The organism is Paenibacillus sp. FSL H8-0259 (assembly GCF_037963255.1).
GTDB lineage: Bacteria > Bacillota > Bacilli > Paenibacillales > Paenibacillaceae > Paenibacillus_AQ > Paenibacillus_AQ phytohabitans.
Window position 1 is genome coordinate 2845484 of record NZ_CP150147.1, and the last position, 19337, is coordinate 2864820.

20 protein-coding genes are annotated in these 19337 nt (G+C 54.2%); 18 read left to right on the plus strand and 2 right to left on the minus strand.

Going from position 1 to position 19337, the window contains the following annotated elements; genetic code table 11:
* Positions 1 to 224 precede the first annotated feature (224 nt).
* The 6 genes from NSU01_RS11885 to NSU01_RS11910 all read left to right on the plus strand — a co-directional run bounded on the left by NSU01_RS11885 (position 225) and on the right by NSU01_RS11910 (position 4421).
* Entirely contained in the window at positions 225 to 932 is a 708-nt protein-coding gene (locus NSU01_RS11885; RefSeq protein WP_076244189.1) for a metal ABC transporter ATP-binding protein, read from the plus strand.
* Positions 878 to 1717 carry a metal ABC transporter permease gene (locus tag NSU01_RS11890; RefSeq protein ID WP_076244191.1) on the plus strand — a complete coding sequence of 280 codons (840 nt, stop codon included), beginning with the start codon at positions 878 to 880 and terminating at the stop codon, positions 1715 to 1717. The genes NSU01_RS11885 and NSU01_RS11890 overlap by 55 nt, the downstream gene beginning before the upstream one ends.
* A 21-nt stretch (positions 1718 to 1738) precedes the next feature.
* Complete coding sequence (locus NSU01_RS11895; protein WP_076244193.1) at positions 1739 to 2863, plus strand: metal ABC transporter substrate-binding protein; 1125 nt, start codon at positions 1739 to 1741, stop codon at positions 2861 to 2863.
* A gap of 24 nt (positions 2864 to 2887) precedes the next feature.
* Positions 2888 to 3157 carry a 30S ribosomal protein S14 gene (rpsN, locus tag NSU01_RS11900; RefSeq protein WP_039308720.1) on the plus strand — a complete coding sequence of 90 codons (270 nt, stop codon included), beginning with the start codon at positions 2888 to 2890 and terminating at the stop codon, positions 3155 to 3157.
* A gap of 153 nt (positions 3158 to 3310) precedes the next feature.
* Entirely contained in the window at positions 3311 to 3730 is a 420-nt protein-coding gene (locus tag NSU01_RS11905) for a DUF6157 family protein (RefSeq protein ID WP_076244195.1), read from the plus strand.
* Between the two features lie 67 nt (positions 3731 to 3797).
* On the plus strand, positions 3798 to 4421 hold the full coding sequence (locus tag NSU01_RS11910; RefSeq protein WP_076244197.1) for a class I SAM-dependent methyltransferase: 624 nt from the start codon (positions 3798 to 3800) through the stop codon (positions 4419 to 4421).
* 82 nt (positions 4422 to 4503) lie between these two features.
* Here the strand turns inward: NSU01_RS11910 and NSU01_RS11915 are convergent, their stop codons facing one another.
* Entirely contained in the window at positions 4504 to 5088 is a 585-nt protein-coding gene (locus NSU01_RS11915; protein WP_039308727.1) for a helix-turn-helix transcriptional regulator, read from the minus strand.
* A gap of 199 nt (positions 5089 to 5287) precedes the next feature.
* Here NSU01_RS11915 and NSU01_RS11920 point away from each other — a divergent pair, with 199 nt between their 5' ends.
* The 6 genes from NSU01_RS11920 (at position 5288) to NSU01_RS11945 (ending at position 9983) form a co-directional block, all read left to right on the plus strand.
* Positions 5288 to 5575 carry a Dabb family protein gene (locus NSU01_RS11920; protein WP_039308729.1) on the plus strand — a complete coding sequence of 96 codons (288 nt, stop codon included), beginning with the start codon at positions 5288 to 5290 and terminating at the stop codon, positions 5573 to 5575.
* A gap of 216 nt (positions 5576 to 5791) precedes the next feature.
* Positions 5792 to 6232 carry a HepT-like ribonuclease domain-containing protein gene (locus tag NSU01_RS11925; protein ID WP_042135666.1) on the plus strand — a complete coding sequence of 147 codons (441 nt, stop codon included), beginning with the start codon at positions 5792 to 5794 and terminating at the stop codon, positions 6230 to 6232.
* Between the two features lie 42 nt (positions 6233 to 6274).
* On the plus strand, positions 6275 to 6940 hold the full coding sequence (locus tag NSU01_RS11930; RefSeq protein WP_042135667.1) for a metalloregulator ArsR/SmtB family transcription factor: 666 nt from the start codon (positions 6275 to 6277) through the stop codon (positions 6938 to 6940).
* A gap of 98 nt (positions 6941 to 7038) precedes the next feature.
* Positions 7039 to 7506, plus strand: a complete 468-nt coding sequence (locus NSU01_RS11935) for a YtxH domain-containing protein (RefSeq protein WP_081969923.1) — start codon at positions 7039 to 7041, stop codon at positions 7504 to 7506.
* Between the two features lie 233 nt (positions 7507 to 7739).
* Positions 7740 to 8546: a glutamate racemase gene (racE, locus tag NSU01_RS11940; protein ID WP_039308737.1), complete on the plus strand. Its 807-nt coding sequence runs from the start codon at positions 7740 to 7742 to the stop codon at positions 8544 to 8546.
* A gap of 228 nt (positions 8547 to 8774) precedes the next feature.
* Positions 8775 to 9983: a M14 family metallopeptidase gene (locus NSU01_RS11945; RefSeq protein ID WP_076244199.1), complete on the plus strand. Its 1209-nt coding sequence runs from the start codon at positions 8775 to 8777 to the stop codon at positions 9981 to 9983.
* Positions 9984 to 10797: 814 nt separating this feature from the next.
* Here NSU01_RS11945 and NSU01_RS11950 read toward each other — a convergent pair.
* Entirely contained in the window at positions 10798 to 11091 is a 294-nt protein-coding gene (locus tag NSU01_RS11950; protein ID WP_339303150.1) for a hypothetical protein, read from the minus strand.
* 128 nt (positions 11092 to 11219) lie between these two features.
* Between NSU01_RS11950 and NSU01_RS11955 the strand changes: the two genes are divergently transcribed.
* From NSU01_RS11955 to NSU01_RS11980, 6 genes are all read left to right on the plus strand, one after another.
* Positions 11220 to 12596 carry an FAD-dependent oxidoreductase gene (locus tag NSU01_RS11955; RefSeq protein ID WP_076244201.1) on the plus strand — a complete coding sequence of 459 codons (1377 nt, stop codon included), beginning with the start codon at positions 11220 to 11222 and terminating at the stop codon, positions 12594 to 12596.
* Complete coding sequence (locus tag NSU01_RS11960; protein WP_076244203.1) at positions 12593 to 13531, plus strand: sugar ABC transporter permease; 939 nt, start codon at positions 12593 to 12595, stop codon at positions 13529 to 13531. Before NSU01_RS11955 ends, NSU01_RS11960 begins: the two co-directional genes overlap by 4 nt.
* A 25-nt stretch (positions 13532 to 13556) precedes the next feature.
* Positions 13557 to 14393, plus strand: a complete 837-nt coding sequence (locus tag NSU01_RS11965) for a carbohydrate ABC transporter permease (RefSeq protein ID WP_039308750.1) — start codon at positions 13557 to 13559, stop codon at positions 14391 to 14393.
* Between the two features lie 140 nt (positions 14394 to 14533).
* Entirely contained in the window at positions 14534 to 15901 is a 1368-nt protein-coding gene (locus tag NSU01_RS11970) for an extracellular solute-binding protein (RefSeq protein WP_042135675.1), read from the plus strand.
* Between the two features lie 80 nt (positions 15902 to 15981).
* Positions 15982 to 17730, plus strand: coding sequence for a histidine kinase (locus NSU01_RS11975; protein WP_042135677.1), 1749 nt, complete (start codon positions 15982 to 15984; stop codon positions 17728 to 17730).
* Positions 17711 to 19321, plus strand: a complete 1611-nt coding sequence (locus NSU01_RS11980) for a helix-turn-helix domain-containing protein (protein WP_076244205.1) — start codon at positions 17711 to 17713, stop codon at positions 19319 to 19321. The genes NSU01_RS11975 and NSU01_RS11980 overlap by 20 nt, the downstream gene beginning before the upstream one ends.
* Positions 19322 to 19337: the final 16 nt, after the last annotated feature.

The window sequence follows — 19337 nt, forward strand, 5'->3', positions numbered from 1 at the left end:
TCGGGACTGTCGGTTCCGGCTTTTTGCTGCCTAGATTACGGTGTTAATCAGTTTGTTTACGATTAATTTTCGGTTTTGGGTTTACAGATCGTAATTATTACGATAATATCAATGGAGTCAAAACGTAATTATTACGAATAAATTCATTATCTGCTAATGTTAATAGACTTTGCCGGTGCATCAGCTCCGTCTGAAGTTGAATGAAGAAGGGAAGACGATACGCTATGATTTTGTCATCCATGCGGGATGTTGTGTTCGGCTACGGGAACGAGCCGGTCATTGACCGCTTGTCGCTGGATATTGAAGCCGGGCAGTTCATCGGGATCACCGGCCCCAACGGAGCGGCGAAGACAACGCTGCTCAAGCTTATGCTGGGCCTGCTGAAGCCCTGGAGCGGAACGGTCTCCCTGAACAAGGAGCTTACCGTCGGGGGCGGGCTTGTGATCGGCTATGTGCCGCAGCAAGTTGCCTCCTTCAATGCCGGATTCCCCAGCAAGGTCATCGAGCTGGTCCGTTCCGGCTGCTACTCCAGGCTGGGATTGTTCCGCCGCTTCACGAAGGAACAGGAAGCGCTGGTGGAGAGCAGCCTGCGTCAGGTCGATATGTGGGAGTACCGCAACCGCAGAATCGGCGAGTTGTCCGGCGGGCAGAAGCAGCGGATCTGCATCGCCCGGGCGCTGGCCCAGCAGCCGCAGGTGCTGGTGCTGGATGAGCCGGCAACCGGCATGGATACTGCCAGCCGCAGCGGCTTCTACAAGCTGATGCGGCATTATGTCAGCCAGCATGGCCGCACCGTCATTATGGTTACACATGGCCTGGAAGAGACAAGATCCTATCTGGATACGGTGATCAGCCTGGAACGGCAGGAACAGGAGGGCTGGACATGCTTGGTTACGAATTCATGCAGCGTGCATTTTGGGCAGGAGGCCTGATTGGCATTATTGGTCCGCTGCTTGGCGTATATCTGATGCTGCGCAGGCAGGTGCTGATGGCGGACACCCTGTCCCATGTCTCACTTGCAGGTGTGGCCCTGGGTTCAGTCCTGCAGTGGAACCCGGCCATCAGCGGTTTCGCTGTGGCCGTAGCCGGAGGGCTGGTTATCGAGCAGCTGCACCGTTCTTACCGTACATACAGTGAGCTTCCGGTAGCTATCATTATGACCTCCGGCCTGGCGCTGGCCGTCGTGCTGATGAGCCTGAAGCAGAACCTGACCAAGAGCTTCAGCTCCTACCTGTTCGGCTCCATCGTTGCCGTGAGTGATACCCAGCTTAAGCTGATTGCCATCGTGGCCGCTGCCGGACTTGTCTACTTCATTGTGCTGCGCCGGCCGCTGTACAACCTGACATTTGACGAGGAAACCGCCAGCATCGGCGGAGTCCATACCGGATTACTGTCCTTCTCGTTCGCTGTTCTTACCGGCATGACCGTTGCCGCAGCCATGCCTGTTGTAGGTGTGCTGCTGGTATCCGCTCTTATTGTGCTCCCGGCATCCATTGCGCTGCGGGTTGCGTCCGGTTTTACCACAGCCATTCTGATTTCAGTCGCTGTCGGCTTGACCGGCGTGTTTAGCGGCTTAACGGCTTCGTATTATATCAACACGCCTCCCGGAGGCACGATTGCACTTATTCTGCTCGTATTTTTGCTAATTGCCATTGCTGTGCAACGGCTGATTACCTTGAAAAACCGCCGCAACATTCATAAATCTACTACCATTTAAGAAAAGAGGTCTCCGAAAAATATGATAAATTCCAAATCAAAGTCCAAATTCAAAATCCGCCACCTTGCTGTCTTGTCTCTCACCGCTATGCTAATTGTCTCCGGCTGCGGAAACAATACTGCAGGTAATGCTGCTTCTACCGGCAGCCCTGCTAACGCACCGTCCTCTGCGGCTGCAGTTACAACCGTACCTGCGGCGGACAAGCTGAATATTAAGGTCAGCTTCTATCCGATGTATGAATTCACGAAGAATATTACCGGTGAGCTTGCGGATGTGGAAGTCCTGATTCCGGCCGGCACCGAGCCGCATGACTGGGAGCCGACCGCTAAGGATATGGCTGAGATTTCCGATGCGGATGTGCTTGTCTATAACGGAGCCGGTATGGAAGGCTGGGCGCAGCAGGTTGTGGACGGGGCTTCCGGCAGCAAACTGATTACCATTGAAGCGAGTAAAGGGCTGGAAATCATGGAAGGAACGGAAGAGGAAGAGGGACATGACCATGACCAAGAGCATGCCCATGAAGAAGGCACAGTGTCCGGCGAGGCTGATCACGATCACGAACATGACCACGAGGACGAACATGGGGAAGAAGCACATGCCGGAGATGGCCATGATCACGGCGGCCTTGATCCGCATGTGTGGCTCGCCCCGGCTATGGCGATCCAGGAGGTCCGCACGATTGAAGCGGCTTTATCCGCAGCCTCGCCTGAGAATGCAGCAGCCTTCAAAATGAATAGCGAAGCCTATATCGCCAAGCTGCAGCAGCTGGACCAGGAGTTCAAAGACGGGCTGAAGGATACGAAACGTAGGGACTTTATTACCCAGCATGCCGCTTTCGGATACCTGGCCCGTGAATATGGCTTAACTCAAGTGCCTATCGCCGGGTTGTCACCGGAGCAGGAGCCTTCCGCTGCTCAAATGGCAGAGATCGTAGAATTTGCCAAGGCGAATAACGTAAAAACGATCTTTTTCGAAACTCTGGTATCCTCCAGTGTGGCTGACACTATTGCCCAGGAAATTGGAGCCAAGACAGCTGTACTGAATCCGATTGAAGGACTGACGGAGGAAGACACCAGGAATAATCTGGATTACTTGGGCGTTATGCGTCAGAATCTTGAAGCGCTTAGCGCGGCGCTGAACGAATAAGAAGAAGAGAGGCTGATCCATACAATGGCTAAGAAATCGAAGGTTGTCAAGGAACTGAAGCGGCAGGAGCTGGTAGCGAAATATGCGGACAAACGCAGAGAGCTGAAAGCGGCGGGAGATTATATGGCGCTGCAGAAGCTGCCCCGTGATTCCTCGGCTACCCGTCAAAAAAACCGGTGCACCGTCTCCGGCAGACCACGGGGGTACTTAAGCAAATTCCATGTTTCCCGGATCGTCTTCCGCGAGCTCGCACTCCAGGGACAAATTCCCGGTATCACCAAGTCCAGCTGGTAGACCGTTAACTTCATAGATGCTCTGCCGCAAGACGGCTGATTCTCTGGGATACAGGGGACCAGCCGTTTTGCCGTATTCATTGACTTTGCCTGATGCAGCGGAGTGAATTATGATAGAGGAAAAAGATATTCCGCAGCTGAAGGAGGCTTCTAAATGAGCTATACCGATACTTTTATCCGTGTTGCTGAAGATTGCCCGGCAGAAATTGGCACAATCCCGGTCTCGGGACGGCCGCTTCCGCCCGCTCATGTCATTCAATACCAGCTACTGGCAGGTGCTCCTTACCAATATAACCATGAAGAACTGCTGTATCAGGTACATGTGCGGCACAAAGAAATTCCAGAAGAGGAGCGGGATTCACGCCGGGAGGAGATTTGGGCAGAGCTGTTCGCGAAGAATCATCCTTGCCTGCGGGCCTCCATGCTGCCCAAGAAGTACGGCTGGGGAGTCCACTATGATGCTGAAGGCAAAATCGCCTTGTACGCCAAAGAGTCTCCAGAGTACGATTATTATACTTCCAGCGGTGAAGCCGGGTTGAAGCTGCTGAATGCTATGCGCAGTAAGCGCCGCTGAGCAGGGAAACGGGAGCGGGGAGCCCAAAGTACCATCACAATTTCCTGGATAGAAAGAAGGAAGCGTTATGTCACAGTATTGGAGTCAGCGGTTTGCCCGGGAGGGGATGATCTGGGGGAACCGGCCCAGTCCGACTGCCGGGTGGGCCAAACAAAGGTTTATGGAAGACGGGGCGTCTTCCGTCCTGGTTCCGGGTGCCGGTTACGGGCGGAACACCAAAGTGTTTGCCCCCGAATTTACCGTTTACGGCATAGAATTAAGTGAAGCCGCGCTGGAGCTGGCCGCAGAATGGGATCCCGGGACAACCTTTATCGCCGGATCTGCGCTGCAGCTGCAGCTTGAACATCCGGTGGATGCCGTGTATTGCTATGACGTGCTGCATCTATTCCTGGCGGATGACCGCCGCAGGCTGATTGAAGCGTGTCTTGAGCAGGTGCGCTCCGGAGGACTGCTCTATTTCACCAGCTTCTCCGATGAAGATCCTAATTATGGGTGTGGGAAGGAGCTTGAACCGGGCACTTATGAATATAAGGCAGATAAGTATGCCCATTTTTTCAGCGACGGCGATTTAAGAGGGCATTTTGCCGGTACTGAGATTCTGGAGACGGGTGCATTTACCGAACCGCTGGAGAGTCCGCAGGGCGGGACCCATGAATACATACTAAGGTACATTCTGGCGCGCAAAAAATAAACAGGTGCAGGAGCGCACCATCAAGAGGCCCTTCTCCAAACAGGAGGAGGGCCTTATTCAGATGTTTATTCAGGCGGTTACACTAGTGAAGCTCACAATCGGCGAACAGGATATGGCGCGGAATCCGGAAGAAATTCTCGGCTTTCTCCTGCAGCGCCAGCGTAGGCAGATGGCATTGGTGCAGCCACTTGCGGAACGTGCCGGGATGGACACCGATCCAGATGCTGACATCGGTTACCGAGAAGTCATACACCATGCAGAGTCCGGTCAGGATGGCATTGCTTTGCGGTGAACGGGCAATCGTTCTTTTCATGAAACGGGACGGGGTCGGCTGGCACACAATCGGACTCTGCCGCAGAAGAGCTTCATTGAACAAGATATGGGACGGATAACCGAGCAGGCGGCAGACCTTGTCCAGATTGGTTCTGGAGGGAATGCGGCCTTCATACACCCATGCGCTTACGCTGCGCGAGGAAACGGAGAGCTCTTCTGCAAGTCTGGAGAGCTTCATGTCCTTAGCCATCAGAATGGCCAGCAGAACGCGGTTGCGGATCTGGCTGCGCTTTGGCCGGCGGAATCTTTTGACACGTACACCTTGTCCAAGATATTTGCGGTTGATCAGAGACCAGGCCTGAATTTTATGTGGTTCTTGCTGATTCTTAGGCATAATTCCTCCGATATACTGAATTAATGAAGTGGTAATTCTTCTAGTTTAGCTGTATATGACTTTAACATTACACCAATGCTTTCGTCCAGATCAAATGCCTCCGTTTCGTGCAGCGCTAAGTTTCTTTCAGTAATGCTGCTGTTTATGATATATTTTTAGTAATCAAATTTATATTAATCAAGAGCTGGGAGCGAGATAGATGATCAAGCATATTGTATTCTTCAAATTAAAGGACCGGTCCCCGGACAAAGTACAAGAGACAGTAGCCGTTCTACGCAACATGGAAGGAAGAATTCCGCAGCTTATCTCTATTGAAGTAGGGGCTGATCTGATTCACTCCGAGCGTTCGTATGATATTGCCCTGGTTACCGTTGTAGCCTCCATGGAAGATTTGCAGGCTTACCAGGTTCATCCGGCCCACAAGGAAGTTATCGCCCACATTAACGAAGTCAAAGATGTTTCTGTGGCTGTGGATTACGAGATTTAGGCAGCAAATGATCTGCAAGGCTGGAACCCATTAAGTACGGAAAGCGGTGACGGTTATGCGTGAGCTTGAGTATCCAATGGAAGCGTTAACGTATCTGGTTGTATTTTTGGCGGCTTGCTTCATTATGCTGTTCTGGCTGAAGCGCCGGGGCAAACGCGGGAAGTAGCGGCAATTATGGAGTGGCAGGACAAATTACTGCAGGGTGGAGGGTCATCTGTGTATTATGTCAACCGTAAGCAAATTGAAACGATACTTGAACAAATCCCTGATCTGAATAACGGTCTCCGGCACGCGGCATCTTCCTGGGATGGCAGTACGATACTTGGTCTTGTACAGGAACGCTGCCTGCATCTGGCGGTAGAAGTGGTTACCGATGTGGGCAGCTGTCTGATCGACGGGTTCATTATGCGGGATGCCGGGAGCTATGAAGATATTATTTCCATTATTCATGAGGAAAAGGTGCTGGGTGACAGCGGGATTTACCCTGATCTGACCTCGCTGGTAGCCCTGCGCAAGCCTCTGGTTCAGGACTATTATGTGTGGGAACGGAAGGCGCTGCATCCGCTGACGCTGGTGCTGCCGGGTGTGCTGGAACAGTTCGCCTCCGAGGTGCGCGGCTATCTGGACCGGGAGCTGGGAATTGAAGTAACGGTGTAATCATAACGTAAAGTATGTAGTCAGACAGAAAGGAGGTCCTTTATGGCGAAGAAGGGTCAGGAAAGCGGTTCGACAAGGCGGATGATTATGACGCTGCTGAAGATGAAAGGGCCGCTGACAATCGGCGCTCTGGCGGAAGAGCTGGGCATTACCGAAATGGGCGTCCGCCGCCATGTACTTCAACTGGAGCAGGAGTCGCTTGCCAAGACCAAGGTGGTGCGCCAGGCCATGGGACGTCCTATGCATGTATACTCGCTTACCGAGCGGGCGGAAGATCATTTTCCCAAAAGCTATCACAATCTGGCGCTGGAGCTGCTGCGGGAGCTGGATCACGGGAGCGGGCTGGATGCGGTTAATGTGCTTTTTGAAGGCCGCAGGCGGCGTATGCTTGCCCAGTACACCCCTATGATGCAGAACCGCGATCTTGAGCAGCGTGTTGCCGAGCTGTCAGCGATTCAGAATGCCGGAGGGTATATGGCGGAATGGAGTAAGGAAGAGGACGGTTCATATGTGATGCGTGAATTTAACTGTCCCATCCGCCAGGTCGCTACCCAGTACCGCAAGGCCTGCCAGTGCGAGCAGCATTTGTTCGAGGAATTGCTGGATGCGAAGGTTACCCGCAGTGAATGTATGGCGGAAGGCGGCCAATGCTGCCGTTATGCAATCACACCGAACAAAAAGGAGAAAACTTCGGAAATCTCCAAATGATCAGTCACAGGACAAACTCTCTATGCTTATGATATACCAGAACTAGGCGATCGCCCGGGCGGCCGGGCAGAGGCACTTTGAATCCAAAGGAGAGATTGATGATGAAAAAGGATACCAAAAGCTTGCTCTGGGGTGTGCTTGCCGGCAGTGTGGTCGGAACGGTGACAGCATTGCTGTTCGCGCCTAAACCGGGTAAGGAGCTCCGTAAGGATATTGCCGAAGGAACGACGGAAGCAGTCGATAAGGTCCAGGAAATCGCTGTTCAGGCCAGTGAGAAGACTACAGAGATCTACGGCAAGGCTAAAGAAGCTGTAGTTTCGGTCGTCAGTGAAGTCAAAGAATGGAGCAAAGCCGTCACAGATACAGTTGAAGAAGCTAAGACGGCTACCGTAAGCGGAATTGCTGAAGAGGCTGTGGAAGCCTCAGAAGCGGATGAAGTTGCTGAAATTGCTGAGGCTGTGCTGGAAGAGGAAGCCATTGAAGCTGAGATCGAAGCTGAATCAGACACGGATATTGCTGTAGCTGAAGAGGTTGTTGACGGCAAAAGTGAAGGCGAGCTTTCCTAAGCTTACCAAACAATAGAGGAGCCGCTTTCCGCAGACTGGCGGGAGGCGGCTTTTGCCGTTCCTGTCCCTCCCCAGGTCGGGCCTGTTCCGGCCCGGGGCTGTGCCTGATGAATCCCTTACTTGAACTAAGCCGGTAAATGGGGTATTATCTGCAATTGGGGCTGAAATCCTGGTACACTTTATTCCGGCCTTACATAAGCTACACAAAACAAGTTAAAGGATGCGGTGTGTTCGTGCAGCAAGCAATAGCTATATTAGACTCAGGTGTGGGAGGATTGACCGTTGTCAAGGAAGTGATGCGACAGCTCCCCAGGGAGAAAATCATCTATTTCGGCGATACGGCGAGAGCTCCGTACGGACCCCGTTCGACTGAGGAAGTGAAATTGTTCACTGAACAAATCGTGGACTACTTAATTCAATTTAATCCTAAAATGATTGTTATTGCCTGCAATACGGCAACAGCGGCAGCTCTTGATTATATCTCCGCCAAGGTAGCCATTCCTGTGATCGGAGTCATTCACCCCGGTGCCCGCGCAGCCATCAGCGCTTCCAAGAATGGCCAGGTCGGCGTCATCGGTACCATCGGTACGATCAAAAGCGGTGCATATACGGCGGCGCTGAAGCAGCTGTCACCGTTCGTGCAGGTGGTCAGCCAGGCCTGCCCGGCGCTTGTCCCCTTTGTAGAACAGGGATTGTTCCGCTCGGAGGAGAGTCACCTTGCCGTAGCAGAGTCGCTGAACGGCATCAAATACGAGCCGATTGATACTCTGATTCTGGGCTGTACCCATTATCCGTTCCTGGTCGAGCCGATCGGTAAAGTAATGGGGCCGGGAGTCAAGCTGATCAGCTCGGCAGACGAGACGGCGCGGGAGATCAGCACCATTCTGTATGACAAAGGCCAGCTGGCGCGCGGGGATGAAAGCCCGATCCACCAATTCTTCTGCAGCGGCGATGCAGAGATGTTCCAGCGGATCGCCCGGGACTGGCTTGGCGAGCAGATTAGCCGTACCCCTGTAGTATGGCAGGTATCCTCGATGTAGGCTGGGATGCTCTCTGTGGTGAATTGAATAGGGACAAACCCCCAGGCATCACGGGGCGGATGTTACAAGCCGGGAGCGGGATTCCCGGCTTTTTGTATGTTCAAATCTTTCATGACATGGAGCTGCTGCTCATATACTAGGCTAGGGCTGTGTCCCGCCTGTATTCGCGGAGAGACCCGGACAGGCTGGAGGGGACGGCGGCTCAAGAGGGCCGGGAGGATGAGACATATGCAGCAATATATTGCCCGCAGGGGAGATACCGTAAGCCGTATAGCCGCAAGACAAGGACTGACACCGGAGCATGTCATTCAAGGGAATCCATGGGCTGGAAGCCAGCCTTATTTATATCCGGGGCAGGTGCTGTTCCTGCCGTCTGCTCCGCGTAAGCGTTATGCGGTGCAGGAAGGGGACGATGCACACAGCATCGCTTCCCTGTTCGGTGTGGGAATTGACGAACTGGAAATGCTGAATCCGGGAGTAAGCTCGGGGCGCATATGCATACCGGGCAAGGTGCTTGTGATTCCGGCCGCAGCCCGCCGTGAGGAAGTCTATCTGCGCGGTGAATACGGACCGGCTGACCTGGAGGCGGATACCGCCAGGCTGGCGGGCAAATATCCTTTTGTCAGCACTGAAGCCATCGGCACCAGCGTGCTCGGCAAGCCAATCACTCTGCTGCGGATCGGCAGCGGCGCACGGCATCTGCATGTGAATGGCGCGCTGCATGCAAACGAATGGCTGACAGCGCCTGCACTGATGCGCTTCATTGAAGAATACGCAGCAGCTTTTGCTTCAGGCAGCGCGTGGCATGGCCATCAGCCGGCGGACTGGCACCGGGACTGGACGCTATGGGCGGTGCCGATGGCGAATCCCGATGGTGTCGAGCTGGTGCAGGAAGGTGTGCTGCCGGACCATCCTTATTACGATGCGCTGATGAAATGGAACAGCGGCAGGCGCAGCTTCCGCCACTGGAAGGCCAACATCCGCGGCGTGGATCTTGGCGATCAGTTCCCTGCCCACTGGGAAGAGGAACGCGACCGGCGGCAGGTTCCCGGTCCGGCTCCGCGGGATTACAGCGGGCATGCGCCGCTCTGTGAGCCGGAGGCAGCGGCGCTGTCGGCTCTGACCGAGCGGATTCCCGGCGATGCGGCCGTATCCCTGCACAGCCAGGGTGCAGAGATTTACTGGAACTACCGGGGCTACGAGCCGCCGGAGAGTAAGCGGTGGGCAGCGGGGCTTGCGGCGGTGAGCGGCTACCGGGCCGTCGAGCTGACCGGCAGCGATGCCGGATACAAGGACTGGTTCATCCAGCGCTTCCGCAAGCCGGGATTCACGGTAGAGCTGGGCATAGGCAAGAATCCGCTGCCTGCGGCTGATTTTGAGGATATGGCCCTGGAGACCGGACTCATACTCGGGGCGATACTCTCAAATTTGAAATAATAATGAAACAATCTCTGCAAATTTGCGTAAGATAGCAGCAAAGGGCACGGCCGCAATCCTCCCTATCGATCCTCCGCGGCTGTATCCTTTTTTATTGTATTGCGGGTTGGAGACAAATCGGGTCCATGGAGTCGTTTAAGAGTCGCAATAATAAGCGCAATAATAAACGCACAAAGAAATCGTTCCTTAAAGAGCGGGCGGGCTGGCCCCCCGACGCTTAAGGGGCGGTTTCTTTTTGTATTCGCTGGGGAGAAGGGGGAAATGAGGAGCAGAAATGTCTCTGATTCCGCCTGGAGTGGGCTGGGTGAGTAAATGAGGAGCAGAAATGCCCCTGGTTCCGCCTGGAGTGGGTTGGGTGAGTAAATGAGGGGCAGAAATGCCCCTGATTCTGCTGGAAGTGGGCTGGGTGGAGTAAATGAGGGGCAGAAATGCCCCTGATTCCGCCGGAAGTGGGCTGGATGGACGAATAAGTTAAACTAATTTTTCCGGAGACAGCCGCTTGGGTAGTGGCTTGCCAAAATTGGTTACTGGTGATGCAGGAGTGGGCACTCTAATGGAGAGACGCGGACTGAGATTCCGTTAATTTGTTCATTCGGGCTCAAGATGGGGGATATTCTGACACATAACGGAATCTGTGCGTTTGACAGGCGATTTCGCCTGATTCCATCATTTAGCGGAATCTCAGTCCTCATCACTAGTTGAACCTGGCAGAGGTTCTGCTAAGTATACGCAAAGACAATGCACGCTCGCAGAGCATACATACGTCCATTCCTCCACATCCCCCCACACAAGGTGCTAACGTTACTCCAACGGCCTATACCAACTCCAGCTCCAGCTCCAACTCGGACTCCAGCTCCAACTCGAACTCCGACTCCAACTCGAACTCGAACACCAGCTCGAACACCAGCGTGAACTCCAACTCCAGCTCCAGCTCTAACTCAAACTCGAACCCAAGCTCGAACTCGAACTCTAATTCCAACTCTAATTCCAACTCCACTTCGAACGCCAACTCCCCAACTCCAACTCCAACTCCAACTCCAACTCCAACTCCAACTCCAACTCCAACCCCAACCCCCCTGAGTCTCCCGCCTAGGCATTTTATAGTCAAAATAATGCACATCAAGGCGTATGAAAGCTATACCGTACTCGCAAATGTCTCTTGCTAAAATTAGCGTATAGAATAGTGGCGGACGGCTTCACGGAAAGAGGGCCGGCCGCCGGGAAAGTGAGGGCCATATGGAGAATGATACGTATACGCTGAAAAGTAAACAGATCCCGCTGAATTCCTCCTACGATGTCATTGTAGTCGGAGGCGGACCTGCGGGCTGCACTGCCGCAGCTGCGGCGGCAAGAGAAGGGGCGCGGACGCTGCTGGTCGAAGCAACCGGGAGCCTGGGCGGAATGGGAACCTCCGGCCTGGTGCCGGCCTGGTGCCCGTTCTCGGATAAAGAGAAGATGGTCTACCGTGGTCTCGCGGCCAAGGTATTCAATACCTTAAAGGCGCAAATGCCGCATGTCCGGGAGGATGCGATGGACTGGGTGCCGATCGAACCGGAGAAGCTCAAGCGGGTGTATGACGATCTCGTAACGGAGTCGGGTGCGCATATCCTGTTCCTGACCGCGCTTGCGGATGTGGAGAGAGACGACCACGGCAACATCACCACACTACTCCTCCTGAACAAAGGCGGCCTGCAGGCCTTCCGCGCTGCCGTCTATGTCGATTGCACGGGAGACGGCGATGTCGCCGCATGGGCCGGCGCCGAGTACCAGATGGGGGACGAAGAGACCGGCGAGCTTCAGCCGGCTACCCATTGTTTCATCCTTGGCAACGTGGATGATTACGCGTATTTGAACGGGCCGAAGCTGCATGCGGAGAACCCGCACAGCCCGATCCATGAAGTGGTCCGTTCGGGGGAATACCCGGCAATTCCGGACACCCATCTGTGCAACAACATGGTGGCTCCGCGTGCCGTTGGCTTCAACGCCGGACATCTCTGGGGTGTCGATAACACGAATTCCTTCTCTGTATCCGGGGCGCTGGTTGAAGGACGCAGGATGGCGGCTGCCTACCGGGACATGCTCGCCGCTGTCCACCCCGCAGCCTTCGGCAACGCGGTGGTCATGAGCACAGGCACGCTGATCGGAACGCGGGAGTCCCGGCGGATTACCGGCGATTATGTCCTGACGGCGGAAGACTACATCTCACGCAAAAGCTTCGACGATGAGATCTGCCGCAACAGCTACTTCATTGATGTGCACGGCACACAGAAGGAGCAGCAGAGCGGCACCGGGTCCAGCCAATCCATCACGCTCTACGGGCCGGGTGAATCGCACGGCATTCCGTACCGCTGCCTTACGCCGCGCGGACTGCGCAATGTACTGGTCGCCGGCCGTTCCATCTCCTGCGACCGCAGGGTGCTCGGCAGTGTCCGGGTGATGCCGGTCTGCCTGGCGATGGGCGAAGCAGCCGGACTCGCTGCCGCACTGGCTGCCGCTCAGACCTGCGGCGACGTACATGCCGTTGATGTCCCGCGTCTGCGCACCCGTCTCCGGGAAGAAGGCGGCTATCTGCCGGACAACCAAGCTGAAACTGCAGGGGAGAGAATGCAATGAGTGAATCTGCTGTTACCCGTAAGACAACCGGGGCTGAGCCCAAAACTTACTGGACACGCAAAAGAAGGGAGCAGCTGGCGGGGTGGCTCTTTATCGCTCCCGAAGTGATCGGTATGCTGGTGATCGCCGTGTTCCCGCTGCTGTTCAGCCTTTTCCTAAGCTTAACGGAATGGAATCTGGTCGGAGGCTTGTCCGCCATCCATTTTGTCGGCCTGGACAACTTCATCGAGCTGTTCCGAGATAACCGCTTCCTGCTGGCTCTGAAGAATAACGTGCTGTTTACGATCGGCACGGTGCCGGTCACGATGCTGCTGGGGGTGGTGCTCTCGGCGCTGATCCATAAGAAGCTGTATGCCAAAACCTTTTTCAAAGTAGCCTTCTTCGTGCCCTACATTTGTTCAACCGTCGCGATTGCCGCCGTCTGGCAGGCGCTTTATCACCCGTCCAAAGGGCCGATCAACCAGATTCTGATGCAGATCGGCTTGTCCGAGCCGCCGCGCTGGCTGGTCGATACCAGCTTCTCGCTGATCGCCATTATGATTATTTATGTCTGGCAGCTGCTGGGCTATCAGATCATCATCTTCCTGGCCGGCATGACGAATATTCCGGAAGAGCTGTATGAAGCCGCAACGATTGACGGTGCGAGCGGGATCGGACAGTTCCGGCGGATTACGCTGCCGCTGCTGGGTCCGACTACTTTTTTCCTGGCCATTACCAGCACAATTTCGTCCTTCAAAATCTTCGATATGATCAAGTTCCTGACGGACGGCGGTCCCAACTATTCCAGTACGGTAATCGTGTACCAGATTTATGAGGAAGGGTTCGAGCGCTTCAAAATGGGCTACGCCTCGGCAATGTCCTGGGTGCTGTTCCTCATCATCATGCTGGTTACGTCGATTACCTGGATGACACAGAATCGCAAAGTCCATTATTAGTCTACGGCGAAAGGAACTAAAGGCAATGACAATGAGAAAATTTAAGACAGGCAATCTGATCTTTACCGCCCTGTTCGCCCTGCTCTCGGTATTCTTTCTGATGCCGCTGGTCTGGATGCTGTCCGCAGCCTCCAAGACGGAGAAGGAGGTCTGGACCTTCCCGATTCAGTGGATTCCGACCGACTGGAATCTGATCGCTAACTTTAAGGCCGTGTGGATGGGCGACGTCGCGTTTGGACTATTTTATATGAATTCGATTAAAATCGCCCTGATATCCACCATAGCTACAATTGTGATATCGGCCATGGCAGGCTATGCGCTCGGCAAGCTTGATTTCAAGGGCAGAACCCTGATCTTCACCCTGATGCTGGCCTTCATGATGATTCCGGAGCAGGCGACACTCGTTCCGCGCTATATTATGATCAAGGAGCTGGGACTCTACGATTCGCATGCAGCGCTGATCCTGATGGGGATGTTCTCCAGTTACTTCACCTTCCTGCTGCGCCAGTTCATGATCGGCATTCATAATGATATGCTGGAAGCTGCCGAGCTCGACGGTGCCGGATTCTTCCGCATCTTCTGGAGTGTTGTGCTGCCGCTAAGCCGGCCGATCCTGGCTACGGTAGGGATTATCAAGTTCATCTGGACGTGGAATGATTACCAGGGACCGCTGATTATGCTGAATTCGACCAAGCTGTACACCATTCCGCTGGGGATGCAATTCTTCAAGGAAGAGTTCGGCACGCAAATCTCCGTCATGATGATGGCTTCCGTAGCTGCGATTCTGCCGCTGCTTATCTTGTTCCTGGCCCTGCAAAAGCAAGTCATTGACGGCATTGCCATTGGCGGAGTCAAAGGTTAAAGTAATGTCTCCGGGTAGATAAAGCTGCCCGGACCGGAAGGTCAAAAAAGTGTACGCGCACACCGCAAAGCTGTACACGGTGTGCGCGGGCCTTAGATTGTATAATGAGCCTGCAGACAACAAATCAAGGGGGAATTGCTTTGAAAAAACTATCTTTAGTATTAGCAAGTATGATTCTTATGCTCTCCGTTACCGCATGCGGCGGGAACGGAAACAGCACTAATTCGGCGGCAACAGACGCGCCGGCTTCGGCTGATCCGGCTGCCGGAAGCAGCAGTACAGACCAGCCCGCAGGCAAGGCGAAGATCAAATTCTACACGTTCAAGGCCGATAAGCCGGAAGAACCGATCTACCAGGCCGTTCAGGCGTATAACGAATCCCAGGATAAAGTGGAAGTCGAATATGAATCACTGGTTCAGAACAGCGACAGTACTGATTTCATGAAGAAGCTGGATATTCTCGTAGCCGGCGGAGAAGTGGTCGATGTATTCATGACCGGCAATGAGGATGAACTGCTGGAGCGTGCTTCACGCGGTGTTGTGGAACCGCTTAACTCCTTCTTTGAGCAGGAGAGTATTACACCGGAGGATGAATATTCCAAGCTGCTGAAGCTGGATGACAAGGTATACGGCATTCTGCCGAGCTCTACCCAGTGGCTGACAGTCTTTAACAAGGATCATCTGGAAGCAGCCGGGCTGTCTCTGCCTGAGATGGGCTGGACCTGGGATGACTTCCGCGACTATGCCAAGAAGCTGACGACACCTGAGCACTACGGAACCTACTTCCACACTTGGGGTGAATATCCGAACATCATCGCTTACACCGAGAAGCCGCATCCGCAGCTGAGCGCAGATCTGAAGCCGATTTTCGATGATCCGTCCTTCGAGTACTTCTTCAATCTCCGCCGCACTATGGAGAAGGAAGATAAGAGTGTTGAACCGTATGCCGATGTGCTTGCTTCGAACTATCATGTGCTGCAGCAGTTTTTTGCCGGAAATGCCAGTATGCTCGCTGTACCAAGCTATGCTGTCCGGGCGGCGCTGAATCTGGAGAAATTCCCGCATGAGTTCCAGACGATGTACGCTCCGCTGCCGCGCTCCGTGGATACGGAAGAGCTGGGCATGACGAATATTTCCGGCGGCGGCCTCGCTATGGGCGCGAAATCGGAGAATAAGGAAGCCTCCTATGATTTCATCCGCTGGATGTCCAAGGAATCCTATAAATTCACGAAAGAAATTCCGGCATTCAAGGGTGTAGACGGAGCAGAGCTAATCAACGGCTTCTTCGGCGAAAATACAGATTTGATCGACACCGCCTCCTTATCCAAAACGCTGTTCGATCCGAATATTCAAATGCCGGATACCTTCAGCGTTCCTTACGGAAGTGAGCTGAAAGCGATTGTGGAGAATGGCTTCGCCAGCTTTATCCTGGATAACCGCAGCTTCGATGAGGTCAAGACTGAAATGACAGCCGAAGTGGAGAAAGTGGTTCAGGCCAACCAGAAATAATGAATTAAGCTAAAGGCGGCAGCGATTATGGATTATAATAGGGACGTTGAATTTACATTACAGTACAAGGTGGATACATTATGAAATGGTTAAGCCGTTTTTCTTTCCATCGCAGACTGCAGTTCACGTTCCTGATCCTGATCCTGCTGCCTTTTATTGTCGTTACCTTCTGGTCGTACACCTCCGTGAGAGAGAATGTGAGTGATAAAATCTCGCGTGCAGGCGAAGAGACACTGAAGGTTATCGGGAGTCAAATCGAAAAAACCGTAGACAGCATCTCGTTTGTCTCGGTTTATTTCTCTGAGGCATATGATCCGGCCGTGCTGGAAAGTCTGCGTTACCTAAAAAACACCGGGAACTTCGGGAACTACGGAGTGTATACCCACTACAATAAACTCAAGACCACGGCCAATATATTGTCCGTGCAGTCGCTGGATGCCGATCTGCAGATTATGCTGGTCAACCGGGAGAACCGGATTCTGATCGGCAACCAGAATATTCCTGTCTTTTCGGGCCTGCCGGAGCAGCTTCTAGAGGAGAGCAGCAAGCTGAATGAGCAGGAGAAGATCTCACTGCAATGGTTCCCCTACGGCGGCGACCCCTCTGCACCGGATTATTATTACGCTGTACGCTTTATTACCGATCCGCTGAATCAGGAGAAGCTGGCGACGCTGTACGTGGGCATTCCGAGCCATTATTTTCATAACCTGCTGGATACGGGCAATAGCGCCAACGTTCTCTCCCTGGCTGACGGGCTGGGCAGAAGCATCGCGGTCACGGGCGGAGCGGATACCCCGAAGGAGAGTCAGATGCTGGTCAGCGAGGTCCGTATTCCAAAAGTGGGCTGGCTGCTCACCAGCAAGACGCCGCGCAGCTCCATCGACAGCCATATCAACCGCGAGTTTCTGGTCTCAATTTCGATCGTCGGTCTGTTCTTTCTGGCGTTTCTGATCCTGTCCATGCTGTGGGCCGGATATATCAATAAGCCGATCAGTCTGCTGCGGGCAAGCGTCAAGCAGTATGTCGGCGGCAACCGCGCGGTGCGGATTCCGGTCCGGGGCAAGGATGAAGTGGCAGTGCTGTCCTCAGCCTTCAACCAGATGCTGGATGATATGAATCAGCTGCTGCAGCAGGTCGAGAGTGAACAGGAGGAGAAAAGGCTGCTGGAGCTTCAGGCCTTGGCGGCGCAGATCCGGCCTCATTTTCTGCTGAATACGCTCAACTCGATCAAGGTGGATCTGCTGCTCTCCGGGGACCAGCCCCATGGCGCGATGATCGATGCGCTGATGAAGCTGCTGCGCGTATACGTTCATGTAGATAAGCCGCTGGAGCTGGCGGAGGAGTGCAAGGTGCTGGGTAGCTATGTGCAGGTGATGCAGATCCGCAACCGGCTGGATATCGCTTTTGAATGTGTGCTGGACGAGAAGGTAGGCGAGGTTATGCTGCCAAGGCTGCTGCTGCAGCCTATTGTCGAGAATGCCATCAGCCACGGCTTCTCTGCACGTCCGGCGAAGCCGGCGATCCTGCTCGAGGCAGCGTTTGAAGACGATATGCTGAAGATCAGCATCAGCGATAACGGCCGGGGGATGCCGGAGGATAAGCTCCAGCGTCTGAACCGGCGGCTGCAAGGAAATGAAGACACGGCCCTGTGGCCGGAAAAAGGGGTCGGACTCGTGAACACGGCACGCCGGCTGCAGGTGCTGTACGGATACCGCGCGCGGCTGAGCGCGCAGGCAAGAACAGATGATGATGGCATGACTTTTACCCTATATATCCCCATAACCAGTGAGAAGGAGGCGGTTCCCCTTGATGACCCTGATGCTGATTGATGATGATGTCCCGATGCTGGAATATGTAGAATATCTGCTCGGGTCACTGGGACTGGAGCTGCAGCTGGTGGCTTCGGCCTTCAGCAGTGAGGATGCGCTGGAGCAGTTTCATGCGGCTCTGCCGGATGTCGTCATTATTGATATCGGCCTGCCGGGCATGGACGGGCTGGAGCTTGCGGATGCCTTCCGTATTACGAAGCCGGAGGTGCGCCTGATCTTCCTGACCTGCTATGAGGATTTCCATTACTCGAAGCGGGCCATCCAGCTGGAGGCGGATGATTATCTCATTAAGGATGAATTATCCCCTGAACAGCTGAAGAGCAGCCTCAGCAAAGCGATGAGCCGCTTCAAGAGCCGTGAAGAGCTGCTGGAGCGTTATTCCTTCCGCCAGGCGATTGAGCGCAATAAGGAAGTGCTGAAGCAGAGCTTCCTCAAGCAGCTGCTGTCCGGTACGGCAGATCAGGAGAATACGCTTGAATTCGGACAGCGCCTCGGGATCTCCTGGAAGCATCCTTATCTGCGCCACGGGTTTATCCATATGGATGCCGCCTCTGTAACCGAGCGTTACCGGTACAAGGATATTCCGCTGATTCATTTTGCCGTGAACAATATAGCGCTGGAGCTGTCCGCCGGAGAAGCTTCCATTACACCAATTATGAGCAGGGACGCAGACATTTATCTGGTCTGGAATGTAGCTGAACCCGGCTGCCCGGGGACGGGGCTGACTGATTTTATGCAATCGGTGCTGGACAAGGTAGAGCAGTACCTGAAGATTACCCTGTGGGGGTTCTATTCAGGGGCTTCCGTGCCCTTGCGGAACTTCGACTCGCTGTATAAGACGCTTATGGACAGCCGCGATCACAACTTCTATCAGGCGGTTACTCCTATTGCTGTCCTCGATGAACAGGCGGATTTCGGGCAGACCGCCGAATGGCGCGGAGATAAGGAACGCGGGATGCTGTCGCTGGCGCTGGAAGAAGGGCATGCCGCCTGGATTGATCTGGCAATCAATCAATGGACGCAGCAGGTCACCACGGATAGGCTGCTGCCCCGGCTGGTGAAGGAAGCCTGCGGCAATTTTGTGCGCCAGATGGCCTTTGAAGCCGGAGGACTTGCCGAGGAGGACTTCTTCACCCAGCTGGAGCAGACGGTTCATATCCAGGAGGCTGCCCGCCTGACCAAGCGGGAGCTGCGGAATCTGTGGAGACAGCATACGCTGGCACCCGTGGCGGCGCAGGAGAAGGATATCCGGCTGCAGGAGGTGGACCGCTTCCTGGAGGAGCATGTGGACCAGATGGTGACCTCGACCGATATGGCGGAGCATCTGCATCTGAATGCCAGCTACTTCTCCCGCTATTTCAAGAAGCTGTCCGGCATCAATTTCACCGATTACGTCAATCAGTACAAAATGAATATGGCGATCACGATGCTGGCACGCCCGCATGAGACGGTGGAGAATGTAGCCTACACCCTAGGCTTCTCTGACCGGGCTTATTTCTCCAAAGTGTTCAAGAAGTACAGCGGCAGAAATCCCAGTGAATACAAAGCCGGGCCGGCTGAAGAGGGCGCGGGCGAGGAACGAGCAGACTAGACAAGGGAATGAACAA